A 16,699-nucleotide genomic window follows, 5' to 3' on the forward strand; every position below is an offset into this window, starting at 1 on the left:
GCGGGCCTAAACCCGCTGGCTGATGCCTGCCACCACGCGGTCCAACGCGCCTCGGTTACTTTCTACTACTGCCAAAGCGCGCTGACCGCTTTCGTGCAACGCCTGTTGATTATTTAAGAGCCGAGTCAAACACACTAACAACTCCCCAGCAGACTCTACGATGGTTACTCCGTCGTGCTCCTGCAGGCACTTATAAATCGACTCGAAGTTGAATACGTGGGGGCCAGAGATCACCCCTATCCCCCAGGCCGCCGGTTCCAAAGGATTGTGGCCGCCGCGCTCAATCAACGAGCCGCCAATAAAAGCAAGATCACTGGCGCCATACAGCATCATCAATTCGCCCATGGTATCGCCTAAATACACCTGAGCAGCAGCGGGGCTATCGTTCAACGATCGACGAGCGAGGCTGAGACCTGCCTTTGTAACAGCGCTGGCAACCAGTTCGAAACGCTCGGGGTGGCGCGGCACAATAATCATCAGGGCATCGGGTACAGCCGCCAGTAGTTTTCGGTGGGCTTTAAGCAGCTGCCTACTTTCACCATCGTGGGTGCTACCGGCGATCCAGACAGGGCGACCGCCAAACTGCGCCTTCAACTGCTGAGCCTGCTCACGCACCCGCGGTTCAATATCCACGTCAAACTTCACACTGCCAGTAACGGCAATCTTGTCAGCCGCCACGCCAATTCGACGAAACCGCGCTGCATCTTGCTCAGCTTGTGCCGCCACCCAGCTAATACTCTGCATGACGGGTCTCGCCAAACTTCGAACGCGCTCATAACCCCGCGCCGAACGCTCCGACAGGCGCGCGTTGATCAAAAACACAGGCACGCGCGCTTTACGGCTTTGGCTGATTAGATTAGGCCAGATCTCCGTTTCCATGATAACCAGAATACTCGGCTGAACCCGCGCCAGAAAACGCTTTACCGCGCCTGGTGTATCGTAAGGCACGTAAGCGTATTGCACCTTATTGCCAAACATCTTCTGAGCCTGGGCTAGCCCGGTGTCGGTCATCGCCGTCATCAAAATGGTAACATCCGGATTACGCTCCAAAAGTCGCCGTACCATGGGTGCCGCGGCAATCGTCTCCCCTACCGACACCGCGTGTACCCAGATAACAGGTGAGCTGACCTCCGGCGCAAAGCCAAGACGCTGAGCCCAGTTACGGCGCAAGCGCGGAGAATGGCGACCGCCCCACCACAGGCGCAGAAAAATGTAAGGCAGCAGCAGGCGGATCAGTTGGGAATAGATAAATTGCAGCACAGCGGGCTCCGAATAAGGCAGTGCGCTATCATAGACCAAACACCAGCGATTTGCCTTTAACAGCGGCACCCGCTATTGCTAGCGACCGGGCTTGCCGGTGCTCTGGCTTACCCAAAACTTCAAAGACTTGCGAGTTTGACCTTAGTGAAGAAGAAATACCGTAAACAACCGCGAAATACTGATTTGAGCGCGTATCGTCACCCACGCTGGTGGCCTACTTGGGCTGTCATGTCTTTTATGTGGCTGGTCGCACAGCTACCCTTACGCGCGCAGTGGTGGCTCGGCTCCGGCCTGGGTCGTCTGGTTTTACGCCTAAGTAGCAGCCGGCGGCGCATTACCGAAACCAACATTCGCCTGTGTTTTCCGCAACTCACTGAGCAGCAGCAACGCGAATTGGTCAAAAAATCTTTTATCGCCAATGGCATTGGCTTGATGGAAATTGGTGTGTGTTGGTTTTGCGATACCGCCAAACTCAAAGCCATTACCACCTTACATGGGCTGGAGCACTTCGAACGCGCGCTGGAAAGTGGCAAAGGCGTGCTGTTGGTCGGCGGGCACTACAGTACCCTGGAAATGGGGGGCAGCCTTGCCACCCATTTTATAGAATCAAGCGTCATGCAGCGGGACCATAACAACCCGTTGGTGAACGCGATAATGACTCGGGCCCGCGAGCGCCGCTACGGCATGGTGCATGGCGCGCGCGACTTGCGCGGACTGTTTCGCAGTCTGAAACAGAACCACGCCGTTTGGTACGCTACCGACCAGGATTACGGCCGCAAAGACATCGTGTTTGCGCCTTTTTTCGGGATACCAACCGGCACCATTACCGCCACCTCCCGCATTGCCGAACGCAGTGGCTGCAAGGTGGTACCATTTAGCCACTTTCGCCGCAGCGGCAAACCGGGCTACGACATTTACTTTCACCCGGCTCTGGAGAACTTTCCAAGTGGCGACGACCTTGTTGACGCAACCGCGATCAACCAGACCATAGAGCAGGAAATAAAACGTTCACCGGACCAGTACCTATGGATGCACCGTCGTTTCAAAACCCGACCCGATCCAGATGACCCAGGCTTCTATGGCCGCAAACGCTAACACATCCTGTCCGGTTATCTGGCTGCTAACCGACAACAAACCGGGCCACCGCAACCAACTCAAAGGCCTGGGCAACCGCCTGCGGGTGCTGGCTGGCGCCTCGCTGCACTGGGTAGACGTGAGCACCGTCAAGACGCCACTATGGCGAGTACTGCTGGGACGGCCACCTGTTCTGATGCCTGCCCTGCCGCAACCAGACCTGATTATTGCTGCCGGCTCCGGAACCCACAAAATGCTGCTGGCCATGCGCAAGCTCAAAGGCGCGCGCACATTGGTGCTGATGAAGCCGGGCTTCCCCCTGCGCTGGGTAGACGGCGCCATTATCCCCCAACACGACAGCGTGAAACCCGGCCCGAACCTGTTTCTGAGCCAGGGCGCCATCAATGCCATCACCCCAATAAAAGAAATGTGCACGCAGCCCCGTGGATTGATATTAGTAGGCGGTCCATCAGCGCATTTTTTCTGGAGCGATGACGCGATAATGGCCCAGATTCACGAGCTGCTACACAAGTACCCAAAATGGAGCTGGGTTATCAGCAGTTCCCGACGCACGCCCGCCAGCTGTCAGCAAGCCCTGGCTGCGCTGGAAACCAACCGCATTCAGGTGATAACACCGCAGGACACCGGTGAACACTGGTTGAGCAACGCCTTAGCGCATAGTCGCTGCGCCTGGGTGACCCCAGATAGCAGTTCAATGGTGTGCGAAGCGGCAACGTCTGGCGTACCCACCGGGGTGTTCCAATTGCCGGCCAAGCGCCGCAGCCGCGTTGCGTTGGGCCTGGCCGCAATGCAAGATCAACATTTGGTGGCCACCTGGGATGATCACTACAAGGTTATGACCGCTAGCCCCGGATCACGTATTCTATTCTGGCAAGCAGACGCTGCGGCACGCTGGGTTATGAAACACTTTTTATCAACTGGACTTTAACGATGAAAATTCTTCAGGCGCTGCCAGCGCTGCACAGTGGTGGTGTAGAGCGGGGCACCGTCGAATTCGCCAGACAGCTAGCGCATCTGGGCCATTGTTCCTATGTTGTGTCTAGCGGTGGGCCACTGGCGGAAATGCTGGAGCAAGAGGGCAGCACCCACATCACCATGCCTATACACCGCAAATCACTGGCCTCATTTGGCCAGATACTGCCAATGGCGCGGCTGCTGAAAGAGGTGCAACCAGACATTGTACATGTGCGGTCACGCATGCCCGCCTGGATTATCCACCTAGCCCTCAAAACCCTTAATAAACAACAGAGACCGGCCATTGTCAGTAGCTTCCACGGTATGTATTCGGTAAGCCCCTACAGCGCGGTAATGACCAAAGCGGATCATATTATTGCGGTGTCGAACTGTGTAAAAGACTACGTGATCAACAAGTTTTCTGTACCGGAGCAAAAGATTACCGTGATTCAGCGCGGTGTTGACGTGAACTACTTCCGCAAGCGCCCGCCATCTGAGCAGTGGCGCCAGGATTTATTGCTAAGCTATCCCCAACTGCGTGATAAGCGCATTCTGATGATGCCCGGGCGAATTACCCGCTGGAAGGGACAGCTACAGTTTTTGGAGGTGATGGCTGAGCTGGTTCATAACACCCCTGTTGGAGCAAACGAACGGCCTTACCACGGTATTGTGGTGGGCGGGGCCGAACCCGGCAAAGAACACTTTATGGCAGAGCTGACCCAGCGCCGCGACCAACTAGGCCTGCAGCAGCACGTCAGTTTTCTGGGCCAGCGCAGCGATATGGCAGAGCTGTACCAGCTAGCCGACCTGGTGTGTCACCTGTCCACCAAACCCGAACCCTTTGGTCGCACTGTCACTGAGGCCCTGGCATCCGGTACGCCGGTTGCTGCGTTTAACCGCGGCGGTGCCGCCGAAACCCTGCAAGCTTGCTTTCGCGAAGGACTGGTCACACCAGACGATGTGTCCGGCTTTGCAAAAACAGCTCAGCACTTGCTCAGCCACGACCAACACACCATCGAAATCCCCTACCGCTTCAAACTACAGGCGCAAACAGACACGACCCTGGGCGTCTATGAACGCGTTCTGGCGGCACGGGAGCGATAGCGATGGCCGATTCGAACACTTTGAAAACTCTGTTGGTAATGGTATCGGCAAACCCCGGTGTTGGCGGATTGGAGAAACACACCCGTGAGTTGGCGAACGGCCTGGCAAAAGCCGGCCACCGCGTGACCGTCATCTGCGCCACTGCGCACCAGCATGTACTCGATCAAGGAATTGGGCGCATTGCGCTGAACCCAAAACAGTCACGCTACAACCCTCTGTTATTAGCGAGGCTTTATAAGCACATTCGCGACGGGAAGTACGACGTGGTACATGCTCAGGGCACCAAAGCCGCTGCGCTAATAGCAACACTAGCGCGTTTTTCGCACTCACTTGCGCCAGCCCTGGTGGCCAGCTTTCACGGTTTCAAATCCCGCTACCCTGCCTTGCACCGCTTCACCGCGGTGATTGCCGTCAGCAACGCGCTTGCTGAGCACTTACCGTGCGCCAAGGTTCAGGTTGTGTACAACGGTCTGCCAGCCGAATACGGCGAGGCAACCCCTTCAGAAACGCTGATAACATCCGCGCCAAAACCGGTATGGCTTGCCGTTGGGCGCCTAGTAAGCGTGAAAGGTTTCGACTTCCTGATCGACAGCTTCAAAAGCGTGAAAGGTTGCCTGTATATTGCCGGCGATGGCCCTGACAAAACGCTGTTACAACAGAAAATTCTCGATAACGAACTGCAACACAGGGTTACCCTGCTCGGCCATCGCGATGACATTCCAGCGTTAATGGCCGCCTCCGATGGCGTGGTCATCTCGTCACAGCGGGAGGGATTTTCCTATGTGTTCGCCGAGGCCATGCTGGCATCAAAACCGGTCATTTCGACCAACGTGCCTATTGCCAATGAGTTTCTGCCGGAACACCATATTTACCGCGGCAACAGCTCCGATGGTTTCGCCAAGCTGTTGAATAGTGACCTACCCACCGTTCACCACGACCAGGCCTGTTCTCGGAAACGCGCTTACAAAGAATTGACGATAGAGGCCATGATCAACAGCACTGTAGCGGTTTATCATAAGGCCCTCGTGCGATCTTAAAGTGGCCCTGCCCTTATTCTTTGTTGGCACCGGCTTCTGCGCTTTTTCTGCGCTCAATCTGCGCCAATACCTGAAGTTCTTTCGCTTTTGCCAATCGCATAAAATTTCGATTTGCCGCGATGATAGACAAACTGAGGCCGAACCAGCCGTTCATGAACTGACGGCGTAGCAAATAGTACTTCAGAAATTTCAGCGGGAATTCTCCAAACAGTCTCAACGAAGAAATACGGCGACCTTTCGCTGCCAGAAACCTCGCCTGCTCTGACGATAGCTGACGATACTTTTCTTCCATCTGCCCAAGCGTGATGAGCGTCCGGTGTAGTACATCCCCTCTAATATACTCAACGCGCCCTTCGCGAACTTGTGGACGATCGTTGTTGCTGTCTTTTTCCGGCTTGATCGCGGCTTTTGAACGGCGGTAAAGGCGCAGAATCTTCTTGGGACGATCATAACGAAAAGGATGTTCCGGATAAGGCTGAGACAACACCCAACGCATCCGAAATCCCGCTATATCATCCTCAATCGGCGCGGAAAAACGCTCCTTAATATTGTCGACCAAGGCATCAGACAGCACTTCGTCTGCGTCTAGGTCCAACACCCAGTCATTGCGACACAGACTGGCCGCAAACGCTTTTTGTGAGGCAAAGCCCTGCCAGTGGTTGTGCACAAAACGCGCACCAGCGCTTTCCACAATGGCTTGTGTTTTATCGGTGCTGCCGGAATCGACCACAATAATTTCATCCGCCCAGCCTGTTACCTTTGCCAGCGATTCGGGCAGGCGCGTTTCTTCATTTTGGGTGATGTAATACACAGAAACCGGAAGCTTGCCGGCGAATTCCTGCTGGGGCTTTAATTGTGACTCGGGCAAAAGCAATATAATCACCTCTCTGTGGTAACATTAGGCGGATCAGCACTTTAGTTCATCACGGCGCTTTTGCGCTCAATCAAGCCCGGAGTAGGCTCATGATTTATCCGGTAATTATGGCCGGTGGCACTGGTTCACGACTTTGGCCACTTTCGCGCCAGTTGAATCCCAAACAGTTTCTGAAACTGACAGACCCGAAGTGGTCCATGCTGCAATCCACCGTCGCCAGGCTCAATGGCCTGCCGGTGCAGCCTCCGCTGATCATCTGTAACGAAGAGCACCGTTTCATTGCCGCTGAGCAAATGCGCCAGGCGGGCTTTCAGGGTGCTCATATTATACTCGAGCCCTGCGGCCGTAACACAGCGCCGGCCATCGCGCTCGCCGCACTGCAATTGCAAAAGGCCCGCCAGCAAGGCGAAGAAGACCCGGTAATGCTGGTTCTTGCCGCAGACCATCTTATTCAGAATGTACCGGCCTTTCAAAGGTGTGTTCAACAGGCCAGCACCCTGGCACAAGCCAACAAACTGGTTACGTTTGGTATTACGCCAACACATCCGGAAACCGGCTACGGTTATATCTGCCACGGCGAGGCCATTAACGAGCACGGCCACACTGTCAAAGCCTTTGTTGAAAAGCCCGATGTAGAAACCGCCAAAACCTATCTGGAATCCGGCAACTACTTGTGGAACAGCGGCATGTTTATGTTTCGCGCCGGCCGTTATCTGGAAGAGCTGGGCAAACATCGCCCGGATATTCTGGCCGCCTGCGAGGCAGCCATGGAAAACGTTAGCCAGGATTTTGACTTTACCCGTATCGACGAAGCCCGTTTCGCGGAATGCGCAAATGAATCGGTAGACTACGCGGTAATGGAAAAAACCGACGCTGCGGCAGTTGTCGCACTGGACGCTGGCTGGAGTGATATCGGCTCCTGGTCTGCGTTGTGGGAAGTCAGTCCGAAGGATTCCCACGGTAACAGTACCAGTGGCGACGTGATGACTCTGGACACCAATAATACCCTGGTGCGCGCCGACAGCCGCTTACTGGCGACACTTGGCGTTGACGATCTGGTGATCATAGAAACCAAAGACGCGGTGCTGGTGGCACACAAAGACAAAGTGCAGGATGTAAAAAAACTGGTGGCGCAGCTGCAAGCAGACGGACGCCACGAGCACCTGAACCATCGGGAAGTTTATCGGCCCTGGGGCGTGTACGACTCCATCGACAGCGGCGAACGCTATCAGGTTAAACGGATTACCGTGAAGCCTGGGGCCAAGCTGTCGGTGCAGATGCATCACCATCGCGCGGAACACTGGATTGTGGTCAGCGGCACCGCCAAAGTCACCAATGGCGAGAAAACCTATCTGGTGACCGAAAACCAGTCTACCTACATCCCTGTGGGACAGGTGCACTCTCTGGAAAACCCCGGCGTGATAAATCTGGAACTCATTGAAGTGCAATCTGGCTCCTATCTCGGGGAAGACGACATTGTCAGATACGAAGACCGATACGGGCGCAAATGAATAAACTAAAATATTTTCTTATCGCGGGACTGCTGCGAATTGCGGGTTCACTGTCACTTGCCACTGCCCAGCGCCTTGGGCGCATGGTGGGATGGCTGTTGTGGAAATGGCCGACACAGCCCCGTGACGTCACCGCGACCAATTTGTCGATCTGCCTACCTGAATTAACACCGGCAGAGCGCGCAGACCTCTCAAAGGCGTCATTGGCCAACACCGGAATGACCATGTTTGAAGTGCCGTTAATGTGGGAGTGGCCGGTCGACAAATGCCTTGACCTGGTAAAAGACACCCAAGGTCTGGAGCTGCTTGACGAGGCCATGGCCGATGGCAGCGGATTGATTCTGCTAGCACCTCACCTTGGCAACTGGGAATTGACGGGACTGTTTTTTTCCTCACGCTACAAAATGGCCGCGCTTTACAGCCCGCCAAACGTTCCCGAACTTGAAGACTACATGATTAGGGTACGCGGCCGGTTAGGGTCGGAACTGGTCCGCGGTGACCGCCGCGGGCTGGCAAGGCTTGCTGCACTTCTGCGTGAAGGCGGCGTTGCCGGCATACTTCCTGACCAATCGCCGCGCGGCGCAGGCAACGCCTTTGCGCCTTTTTTCGGCATGGAGGTGAAAACCATGACATTAGTAGCCAAGCTGATGCAACGCACCGGCGCCAAGGTGCTGATGACTTACACCGAACGGCTCAATAATGCTGAGGGCTTCCGCCTTGTTGTGCGCGAAGCCGAACCGAACCTGAATAGCAAAGATCTGGTTCAGGCTAGCACTGCAATGAACCAGTCCATAGAGCATTGCATCCGCAAAATACCGGCGCAGTATCAATGGGAATACAAACGCTTAAGACATCGGCCGCCTGGGGAAATCAATCCTTATAATCCCGATAGGGTGTGCTGAAAACGACCAACGGAAAACGCTGATCGCCGCGCACACAAAGCCTTATGCCAATCCCAAATATTGCACGGATAAATTTATGACGACACCTAGCCGCTGGCTCATCGCCCTGCTTTTTTGCTTTGGCATCGGTGGAGCGCTTCTGTCGTCAAAAATATTAGCGGCCACAACGCTGCTTATTGCGATTGCGGGAATGGTGATCGGCTATCGCAAAATTCTTTACAACAACGGCTGGGACAAACCAAAAGAATTGCGACTGCTGCATTTTGCCTTCTGGTTTTTTGTTCTTGTAAGCACAGCTTCCTGGGCTATGGAAGGCTTCAGCTACGAAGGTGGTAAAACATTGGGCACTCACGCCCGCTTTATTCTGCTTTGGCCACTGCTTTTGGCGCTCACTTACGCACGTATTGGCGCAACCACCGTTTTTGCAGGTACCGCTCTACTGTCGGTGTCGACCCTGGCTTTGCTTTCAGCTGCCCTGATCTCCGGTCATGGTTCGATCGAACAGCTATTAAACGGCCGCTTCGGAGGTGGCATCAATCCCATCGTCTTTGGCAACATTGCGCTCCTGGGCGGCATGACCACCCTGACCGGCGGTATTTACTTCCTATACACACGGCGCCAGTCTGCAGGTTTTTTGCTGCTATTCCTGGGAGCTGCTGCCGTTGTTGTCGCCACGCTCTCGCAAACCCGCAGTAATCTGATTGCTCTGCCGGTGCTTTTGCTGCTGTTGATGCCGCTGATTGGGAAGCGGCTGCGGATTGCCCTAGCCTTTGTTACTCCCGTCATTCTGGCCGGCGCGCTTATCAGTAATGATCGCATGGCGGGCTCCTTACGCAATCTGATGCAGAACAACAATCCTGACCCAGGTATAGCCATCAGGTTTAAAGTCTGGGATCAGGCCTGGCAGATGTTTAGCGAAAACCCGCTGACCGGTAAAGGGCTTGGCGGTTACGGCCGCGGCATAGAGGCTGCCGTAGCATCGGGAGAGTCGCCGGAAGTTCTGCTTCAATGCTGCACCGGCCATGCCCACAGTGACTTTTTCAACGTCGCTGCCACCAGCGGCGTTCCAGGAATTCTGAGCTGGGCGCTGCTGCTGCTGATACCGCTGGCACTGTTCGGCCGGCATCTTTTTAGCACGCACAAGCCGAGCGCTCACCTAGCGGCAACCGGCACCATGATCAGCGCCGGCTATTTCCTGTTCGGACTGACCGAAGCCACGTTCAACCGCACACTTTTCCTGACCTTTTACCTGCTGTCGATTTCGGGTGTTGCTGCGGCACTGTTCCACGAGCTCAGCGCATCGTATACCGGGCGGCGATCGGTAAAAGTATCGGCCACCATCATCACCAAAAACGAAGAGCATCATATTGCCGAATGTCTGCAATCAGCGAGGCTGGTAGCAGATGAAATTATCGTTCTTGATAGCGGAAGTACTGACAGAACCGTCGAAATCGCGAAGCGGTACGCAGATAGTGTTGAGGTGACAGACTGGCCCGGTTTTGGTGTTCAAAAACAGCGAGCTCTGGAAAAAGCAACCGGGGAATGGGTGCTGTCGCTAGACGCCGACGAACGCATCAGCCCTGAGCTGGGCCGTGAAATCAATCACCGGCTCGCGGCGCCTGACGCAGACGCCTACAAACTGCCCTGGGCAGTGACTATTTACGGTGCCCGCCTGGACTTCGGCCGCAGCGGACGCGCACCATTAAGGTTATTCCGCCGTGAGGGCGTAAGCTTTTCCGATGCACTGGTGCACGAACGCATCCTGATACCCAAAGGCCGAAAAACGAAAACACTTCGCGGCCGACTGACCCACTATACCCATCGGGATTTTGGCCACTCACTGGAAAAAAGTGCGAAATACGCGTGGCTGGGGTCGCTGGAGAAACATCGCAGAGGTAAGAAAACCCGAACCATGCTTTACCCTACTCTCAGAGGGCTGATGACATTTGTTCAGGTGTATTTCATCCGCTTTGGCTTTCTCGACGGCGCAGTGGGCTATCTGACCGCGGTGACTTATGCCCAGGTTACTTTTAATAAATACGTGGGGCTTTGGACTCTCGACCGCCGCCCTTCTTGCTCTGATCGAGAATAGCCCCGACTTAACTTACAGCAGAGAATCTGCCCACGGGGCACATTCAAACTGGTCAAACTTTGGTGACATCTTGATTAAGAATATGGAGTCTGCTGTAAAAGGACGGAATTTTTCGCTCGCAATGTTTACCTGCGTATTAGGATTTGTCCTGTTCAAGAGATTTTACCGAGATCTGGGTGACGTTTTCTTTTCTTTCGTTGTGATCGGTACGCTTTTATCCGCCTATTATAATGCCCGCACAGTGAGAAAAGACCCGGTTGTTATTGCTTTCTTCATATCTCTAATCGTTCCGATTTTGAGCTGGGCCAACAGCAGACTTCAAATCCCCGAACTTGCCAAGGCATCACCCTCTCCATTTTTTTTCTATAGCTTTTTCTTCTTCTGGTTTATTGCTTATTGGACGCAAGGGAAGAACAAGAGAATTGCAGCGATCCTTTTTACATATTGCCTTAGCGTTCTCGGGATATATATCAGCCATTCAGCAGATTTCTTCGGCGAGCTTTTTCGCGGCCTCGGCGGAGCGCGCATCGACTTCAGTGTAGTAAATGCACAATACACTTCACTTTTTGCAGGTTTTGGAGTGATTGCCGCCGCATTCCTATTTCTTGTAAAGATTAATCTCAGTTTTACACCGGAAATTCTGAAGAAGACAATCGCTACGGTCTTTATTGCTTTCTTTACCCTTATTGTAATTATTACCCAATCAAGGCAAGTCTGGCTTGCCTTGGTCGCATGTCTTTTTCTAACACCTCTGGCCTATACCGCAATTTCACATTCGCGAACATCAAAAAGAACAATGCTCATCAGTTATCTCGTATTTGCACTCATAATAAGCGCTGCTTCAAGCCTCGATATAATTAAAAACCGCGTGTCTACCGAGGGATACACTCTGTCAAAGATCGTAAACATGGAGTTTGAAGCTATTCCCGATAACACAAGCATTGGAGTGCGAATTCATCTCTGGCTGGAGGGATGGGAGTGGATCAAAGAACGGCCGATACTGGGTAGCGGCGAAGACTCAAGAGAACTGGTTATTAGTGAATCAGAACGCCTTCCCGAGTCGGTGAAATCCAACTTCACACACCTGCATAACTCGCACATAGAAACCATTTTGAGCTTTGGCTTAGTAGGAGCTTGTCTCGTTTATTTTTTAATATTATGGCCCCCTATTTTCACTTTTGTGGCAACAGAGCCATCAGTGCGAAAAACATGGAAGACGTTTTCGCTCATTGTTACGCTTTTTTGGATAGCCGTTAATTGTTTTGAGTCCTATTTTTATTCTGCCAATGGAATATACATGTTCTCTGTTTTCTTCGGAATTATCTACAGCTTCCGGTTTATCTCACTTGAAACCACCCCCAACCCAGTTCAAGAAAAACCCCGAAAAAAATACTTCTGTCGCACATAGAGCTTACCCAACACGCCCAAGTGTTTTGACTTCAGAAAGATCATTCTTGGTGAACGCTTCCAACTGTGCTGGAACCAGTGCACCAGATAACTCTCTTCGGGGCACTTAAAACCCAACGGCTCTTGCTGGTATGGGTAAAAAAAAGTGGTAGGTAGCAAGTCGCACTTTTCTTTTTCAAAAAGCCCCTGTCCCAAAATAAAATGCGTAGCGATCTGGGGCCCGATATAAAGAGGAGATTCCCATATTCCGCACTCATAAAACGTGATCAGTTCAGCCAATATTATCGAATCTCTATTTGCGTATATCGCGGCCGTACCCAAGTATTCAGTGGTTTCATATCCTATGACGAATTTTTTCTCCAAAAAAAGAGGAAAAGGATCCCTTCGGATAGTCACATCCGTATCAAGATATAGCCCACCTTCCTCTTGAAGAATTTTCAATCTGAGATAATCCGAAACGAACGCGTAAAGACCGCGCTCATAGCAGGCCTTAGCAAAGGAACATGACTCTATCCAATCCATGACCAGGTCATCGGATTCCGTCCACAACCTGTACTCAAATCCCATTTTTGCCCAATCATCCAGACAGGCGTGTGACAGAGGTGGCATTTTATAGCCAAGCCAAATCGCATGAATCTTACAGATCATTCACTCACCCCTATTTCCAAGAAACCTTTTGTTCAATCTCAGATTGTAAAAAAAACGCCGCAACCGTTCGCTTAAGGTAAAAAGCTCCCTGTTCAAACGCGTAAACAAGGAACGCCTCCCATTTTTCTTGTTGTAGCCGATCAACGACTCAAAGCCGTAATCATGAAATACAAAGGCTGGTTGAATTCCTAGGCACACAACACCGTTCACCCAGTATCTGTCCATATAGATGTCAACTGGTAGGAACACTGGGCTGCTAGAAGCCAAAAATTTGCGAGCAGCACGCGGCGTAAGAAAATAGCCCATCGTACTCATAGGCCCTTTGGTGTATCTCAAAACACGGACTTGCTCAAACTCGGCTAGCACATAGCTCTTGTGATTACGGGTTTTGTTGTCAAACAATCGCAGGCATTCGAAGTGTGCGGGCAGCTGATGAATCTCCTCGATAAATGACTTCAACATGACAGCGTCAAACACCACGTCATCTTCAAGAACGATACAGTTTTTGTCTTCCTTGTCACAACGCGTCCAAATATTGAAATGGCTCGCAAAACAACCGAATTGACCGGGCGTCATCGGTTGGCCCTTCGTCCGCATTCGCCTTGGCTCGTCGTAGAGAGCCAGCAACGGATGCGGGCCTTTACGACCATCTACACCCCAGAAAAACTCGAAATCAATGTCAGCTTTATCAAGAGCCTGTTTAATACGCAACTGACGATCCACTGAACCTTTTAGCGTCAGCACAAACACGTTCACATCGGATTTATTCGAAAAATTATCCATCAGCGTCCATCGTCGAATAATCTGAGCTCTCGGCGCAGGCGACGTCTCACCTTAATTTTTCTCAATAAATTCAATGGCTTGCTACGTAAATCAGCCTTCTCTTTGGCCAAGAAGTTGTCTATAGCATTCAGAACGCGCGCGCTTGATGCCCCATCACGAAAGCTGTGCAAATCATCACACAAACTGCGCGCCGCGCTCATCAGCCCATCCGGGTAATCCATGGCTTTGACCAGCGCAGGTTCCAGCTCTTCAACGGCATCGACGTCGATCAGGTAAGGCCCCGGCATTTTGGTTCTGAAAGTAACAACCGGGCGATCCAGAAACATAAACTCGAACATGATTGACGACGTGTCGCACAGCATCACATCCGCCTGCGGAAGAAAGGGCAGAAGATCTTCATCGCTTTCTACAAATCTCAAATTTTCACCGGCCAGACTGCGGTATTGCTGTACCACTGCCGGGTCCATTTTCGGATGCAGCGTCACTATGAACTGCCAGCGACCACTTGCAGCCAGCTCGGCAATTTTATCCACCAACGCCGGCGCCGCGGTTACCGAACGACTGAACGTAGAGGCGAAAAACACCACTGGTAGCTCGCCATCAGCGCGTTTACGCCGGCCTGCGACAGGCTTTGACATCAAAGGGTCTAGTTTTGGCCAGCCAGTATGAGCTACGGCAAAATGCTGGTGCTGCTGCGCCAGTGTCTGAAATTTTGCGGTGTCGCTGACGGCATGAGTGCAGTAGAGATCAAACCAGCCGCGGATGCGGTAATGGTCGCTTTCATTTTCGCTGCTATGACCACGCTTGTTGCGCGCCATGCCGTGGAACACTTCAACCTTGATGCCAGGGAAAAAATAGGGAACCCAGTCACCAGGAACAAACGTTGCGGTGGCCTGGTAGGCCATCACATTTGCAACGGTTTTTAAACGCTGTTCATCGGGGCGCAATGGCTCAGCAGAGCAGCCCGCTACAAACCAGGCGGCTTCGTCACCACGGCTTCGTATTTCATCCTGCAAGGGTCGCAAAATAGAGTAGGAATAAGGCTGATTAACAAAAAAAAGATACCGGCGCATTCAGTGGCTGCCTAACAGGGAGCGGTATAGCTCCGAGGTTTCACGAACGGTTTGCGAGGTATGAAAGTGGTTTTCGATACGCGCCTGAGCAGCTTGCCCAAATTGTTTTGTTAACTCCGGGTTGCGGTAGAGCTGCTCTATGGCTGCGCCAAGGGCAGCAGCATCTTTTGGCGGGACCACAAGCCCGCTAACGCCCTTTTCCACAAGTTCAGGCATGCCGCCAACATGGCTAACAATGGGCGCGACACCGTAGGCCATGGCTTCAATTACCGCTCTTGGCAGCCCTTCACGCTCGGTGGATGGCAACACAAACACATCGCTGGCAGCGGCAATGGCCGGGGCATCATTACGATAGCCCGTAAAATGAACACGGTCCGGGTGCGCTGACTGGCTGACTTGGGCCTGCAACTCGGCGTTGTCGATGGCGTCACCCACCAGTACGAGGTGCACCTGTACATCCGCCGGCAGCTTACTGACGGCGTCGATCAGAATATCGTAACCTTTTCGCGGGTTGTTTCGCCCGGTGCTGCACACCACGAAAGCTCCGGCAGGAACGCCAAACTGCGTCAGGTCCGCCGGCTCGGCCTGGTACCAGCTCAGGTCATGCCCTTTGTAAATACGGATCAGCTTGCTGGCAGGCACTCGTAGCCACAGAAATTTCAGGCTGGAGAAAAAGTCTTTGATGGCATCAGCCACACACACAATTTTGCTGACCCGGGGGTGCAGGAATGTAATCCATGATTCAGGATTCAAAAAGCTGACGTTGCCAATAACGCCCCGATAGGCGACCACTTTGATCTCAGTGCCCTTTGATGCTTGTAAACCGCAAGCTAAAGCACGGGGGTTATAGGCGTGAATAATGTCGTATTTCTTTGTGTTTAACTGCTTCCGAATAGCCGCTATACCGTCTTTGTCGAAGCGACTTTTTAAAGCCATCGGCTGAACGACCATGTTCTCATCAACCAGGCGCTGATAATTTCGGCCTTGCGGGTTACACATCACATCCACATCGAAACCAGCGCGCTTGAGACCTATAAACAACTCTGTTTCCGGGCGGTCACAGGCATCGGTCAAACACAAAACGGCCGGCAGCGCTTTCGGTTGTTGTTTTTGTTTGTCAGTCACGCGGCAACACTCCCTTTATAACCATGTTCAAATGCACTCCAGACCTTATTCAATACCTGCTCACCGGCGATTTTTTTAACAGAGCGGGCAAAGCGTTTGAGATTGCTATTTTTCCAGCCGTGCGAGCTGTTGGGCGGCATGATACACCCCTTGTCAAAATCAATCAGGTAGAACTCGTCACCACGCACCAGTACGTTAAAGCAATTCAGGTCTGCGTGGCGCACACCGGCATCATGGAAGCGCCGTACTAGCTGCCCCAACCGGTGCCAGTCGGCATCCAAGCGGGTATCAATCAGGTCCGCCAGTGGTGCTGTGTCGGAGATACGCTCGACGATGATCGCCGTCTGATAACGTAGAACCGGCAATTTCCTATAATAGGCGGCGACCGGTCTTGGCACTGGAAAGCCCAGTGCTGATAACCGCATCAGCATGCGAAACTCCATTATGGAGCGCACCCGATCCTCGCCGGCAAAGGTATAAGTACAGCGGGATAGCCGTGATGCCAGACCACCACGCCGGTATTCTCGCAAAACACAGTCGCCGCTATCGGCGTTAAGAAACCAGGCTCCGCCTCGTCCTCCGCTGTCCACAAGCCGGGCACAATTGCCCCAGTGTGCAGGGTCAAACCAGTCAAATGTCACTCCGTGAGCCAGTTTGGGATGAATCAGTAACACACGCTGCATTTCCCGCTTAAACACTTCAACTTCAGCCATGAAACCCCGCAGCTGCCAACAGCTCTTTACCCAGCCTTGAGGCCGTCGCGACCTTGGCTGGCAAGTAAGATAGAATAACGTCTAGTTTATCAACGAACCGCCGCAAAGCTCCAGCCACTGT

Annotated in this window: 15 protein-coding genes; 8 read left to right on the plus strand and 7 right to left on the minus strand. The window is 52.9% G+C overall.

The genetic code is table 11. The annotated features are described in order from the left end of the window. Positions 1–6: 6 nt before the first annotated feature. A complete protein-coding gene (gene waaA / locus MIH18_RS08760; protein WP_249014336.1) occupies positions 7–1,260 on the minus strand; it encodes a lipid IV(A) 3-deoxy-D-manno-octulosonic acid transferase in 1,254 nt (417 codons plus the stop codon). 144 nt (positions 1,261–1,404) lie between these two features. Here waaA and lpxL point away from each other — a divergent pair, with 144 nt between their 5' ends. Genes lpxL through MIH18_RS08780 form a run of 4 tightly spaced genes read left to right on the plus strand, consistent with a single transcriptional unit; the run spans position 1,405 to position 5,450 of the window. Continuing rightward, entirely contained in the window at positions 1,405–2,355 is a 951-nt protein-coding gene (gene lpxL, locus MIH18_RS08765; protein ID WP_283164889.1) for an LpxL/LpxP family Kdo(2)-lipid IV(A) lauroyl/palmitoleoyl acyltransferase, read from the plus strand. Next, positions 2,339–3,283, plus strand: a complete 945-nt coding sequence (locus tag MIH18_RS08770; protein ID WP_249014338.1) for a mitochondrial fission ELM1 family protein — start codon at positions 2,339–2,341, stop codon at positions 3,281–3,283. The genes lpxL and MIH18_RS08770 overlap by 17 nt, the downstream gene beginning before the upstream one ends. A gap of 2 nt (positions 3,284–3,285) precedes the next feature. Next, positions 3,286–4,413, plus strand: a complete 1,128-nt coding sequence (locus MIH18_RS08775; protein WP_249007624.1) for a glycosyltransferase family 4 protein — start codon at positions 3,286–3,288, stop codon at positions 4,411–4,413. 2 nt (positions 4,414–4,415) lie between these two features. Continuing rightward, a complete protein-coding gene (locus MIH18_RS08780; RefSeq protein WP_249007623.1) occupies positions 4,416–5,450 on the plus strand; it encodes a glycosyltransferase in 1,035 nt (344 codons plus the stop codon). 13 nt (positions 5,451–5,463) lie between these two features. Here the strand turns inward: MIH18_RS08780 and MIH18_RS08785 are convergent, their stop codons facing one another. Then, positions 5,464–6,318, minus strand: coding sequence for a glycosyltransferase family 2 protein (locus tag MIH18_RS08785; RefSeq protein ID WP_249007622.1), 855 nt, complete (start codon positions 6,316–6,318; stop codon positions 5,464–5,466). A 95-nt stretch (positions 6,319–6,413) separates the two neighbouring features. Here MIH18_RS08785 and MIH18_RS08790 point away from each other — a divergent pair, with 95 nt between their 5' ends. The 4 genes from MIH18_RS08790 (at position 6,414) to MIH18_RS08805 (ending at position 12,237) form a co-directional block, all read left to right on the plus strand. After that, positions 6,414–7,835, plus strand: coding sequence for a mannose-1-phosphate guanylyltransferase/mannose-6-phosphate isomerase (locus MIH18_RS08790; protein WP_249014339.1), 1,422 nt, complete (start codon positions 6,414–6,416; stop codon positions 7,833–7,835). Continuing rightward, a complete protein-coding gene (locus MIH18_RS08795; protein WP_249014340.1) occupies positions 7,832–8,737 on the plus strand; it encodes a lysophospholipid acyltransferase family protein in 906 nt (301 codons plus the stop codon). The genes MIH18_RS08790 and MIH18_RS08795 overlap by 4 nt, the downstream gene beginning before the upstream one ends. A gap of 76 nt (positions 8,738–8,813) precedes the next feature. Beyond that, positions 8,814–10,829, plus strand: a complete 2,016-nt coding sequence (locus MIH18_RS08800) for an O-antigen ligase family protein (protein ID WP_249014341.1) — start codon at positions 8,814–8,816, stop codon at positions 10,827–10,829. 82 nt (positions 10,830–10,911) lie between these two features. After that, positions 10,912–12,237: an O-antigen ligase family protein gene (locus MIH18_RS08805; RefSeq protein ID WP_249014342.1), complete on the plus strand. Its 1,326-nt coding sequence runs from the start codon at positions 10,912–10,914 to the stop codon at positions 12,235–12,237. Here the strand turns inward: MIH18_RS08805 and MIH18_RS08810 are convergent. From MIH18_RS08810 to MIH18_RS08830, 5 genes are read right to left on the minus strand one after another with little or no spacing between them, the layout of a single operon-like run. Next, entirely contained in the window at positions 12,198–12,884 is a 687-nt protein-coding gene (locus MIH18_RS08810; RefSeq protein WP_249007617.1) for a glycosyltransferase, read from the minus strand. The two genes, MIH18_RS08805 and MIH18_RS08810, sit on opposite strands and share 40 nt — an antisense overlap. Next, positions 12,885–13,667, minus strand: a complete 783-nt coding sequence (locus MIH18_RS08815; RefSeq protein ID WP_249014343.1) for a glycosyltransferase family 25 protein — start codon at positions 13,665–13,667, stop codon at positions 12,885–12,887. Then, the gene (locus MIH18_RS08820; protein WP_249014344.1) at positions 13,667–14,740 is read right to left on the minus strand and encodes a CDP-glycerol glycerophosphotransferase family protein; all 1,074 of its coding nucleotides are present in this window, start codon (positions 14,738–14,740) and stop codon (positions 13,667–13,669) included. The genes MIH18_RS08815 and MIH18_RS08820 overlap by 1 nt, the downstream gene beginning before the upstream one ends. Beyond that, on the minus strand, positions 14,741–15,865 hold the full coding sequence (locus tag MIH18_RS08825) for a glycosyltransferase family 4 protein (protein ID WP_249014345.1): 1,125 nt from the start codon (positions 15,863–15,865) through the stop codon (positions 14,741–14,743). It lies immediately after the preceding gene. Further along, a complete protein-coding gene (locus MIH18_RS08830) occupies positions 15,862–16,578 on the minus strand; it encodes a 3-deoxy-D-manno-octulosonic acid kinase (protein WP_249014346.1) in 717 nt (238 codons plus the stop codon). Before MIH18_RS08830 ends, MIH18_RS08825 begins: the two co-directional genes overlap by 4 nt. Positions 16,579–16,699: the final 121 nt, after the last annotated feature.

Origin of the sequence: Marinobacter sp. M3C, from assembly GCF_023311895.1 — a bacterium.
In the GTDB taxonomy this organism is placed as follows: Bacteria; Pseudomonadota; Gammaproteobacteria; order Pseudomonadales; family Oleiphilaceae; genus Marinobacter.

What these genes read in the sequence shown, in the direction of transcription:
- MIH18_RS08770 (WP_249014338.1), top strand. Translation starts at nt 2,339, where the DNA reads ATGGCCGCAAACGCTAACACATCCTGTCCGGTTATCTGGCTGCTAACC.
- MIH18_RS08775 (WP_249007624.1), top strand. Translation starts at nt 3,286, where the DNA reads ATGAAAATTCTTCAGGCGCTGCCAGCGCTGCACAGTGGTGGTGTAGAG.
- MIH18_RS08780 (WP_249007623.1), top strand. Translation starts at nt 4,416, where the DNA reads ATGGCCGATTCGAACACTTTGAAAACTCTGTTGGTAATGGTATCGGCA.
- MIH18_RS08790 (WP_249014339.1), top strand. Translation starts at nt 6,414, where the DNA reads ATGATTTATCCGGTAATTATGGCCGGTGGCACTGGTTCACGACTTTGG.
- MIH18_RS08795 (WP_249014340.1), top strand. Translation starts at nt 7,832, where the DNA reads ATGAATAAACTAAAATATTTTCTTATCGCGGGACTGCTGCGAATTGCG.
- MIH18_RS08800 (WP_249014341.1), top strand. Translation starts at nt 8,814, where the DNA reads ATGACGACACCTAGCCGCTGGCTCATCGCCCTGCTTTTTTGCTTTGGC.
- MIH18_RS08805 (WP_249014342.1), top strand. Translation starts at nt 10,912, where the DNA reads ATGGAGTCTGCTGTAAAAGGACGGAATTTTTCGCTCGCAATGTTTACC.
- MIH18_RS08810 (WP_249007617.1), bottom strand. Translation starts at nt 12,884, where the DNA reads ATGATCTGTAAGATTCATGCGATTTGGCTTGGCTATAAAATGCCACCT.
- MIH18_RS08815 (WP_249014343.1), bottom strand. Translation starts at nt 13,667, where the DNA reads ATGGATAATTTTTCGAATAAATCCGATGTGAACGTGTTTGTGCTGACG.
- MIH18_RS08820 (WP_249014344.1), bottom strand. Translation starts at nt 14,740, where the DNA reads ATGCGCCGGTATCTTTTTTTTGTTAATCAGCCTTATTCCTACTCTATT.
- MIH18_RS08830 (WP_249014346.1), bottom strand. Translation starts at nt 16,578, where the DNA reads ATGGCTGAAGTTGAAGTGTTTAAGCGGGAAATGCAGCGTGTGTTACTG.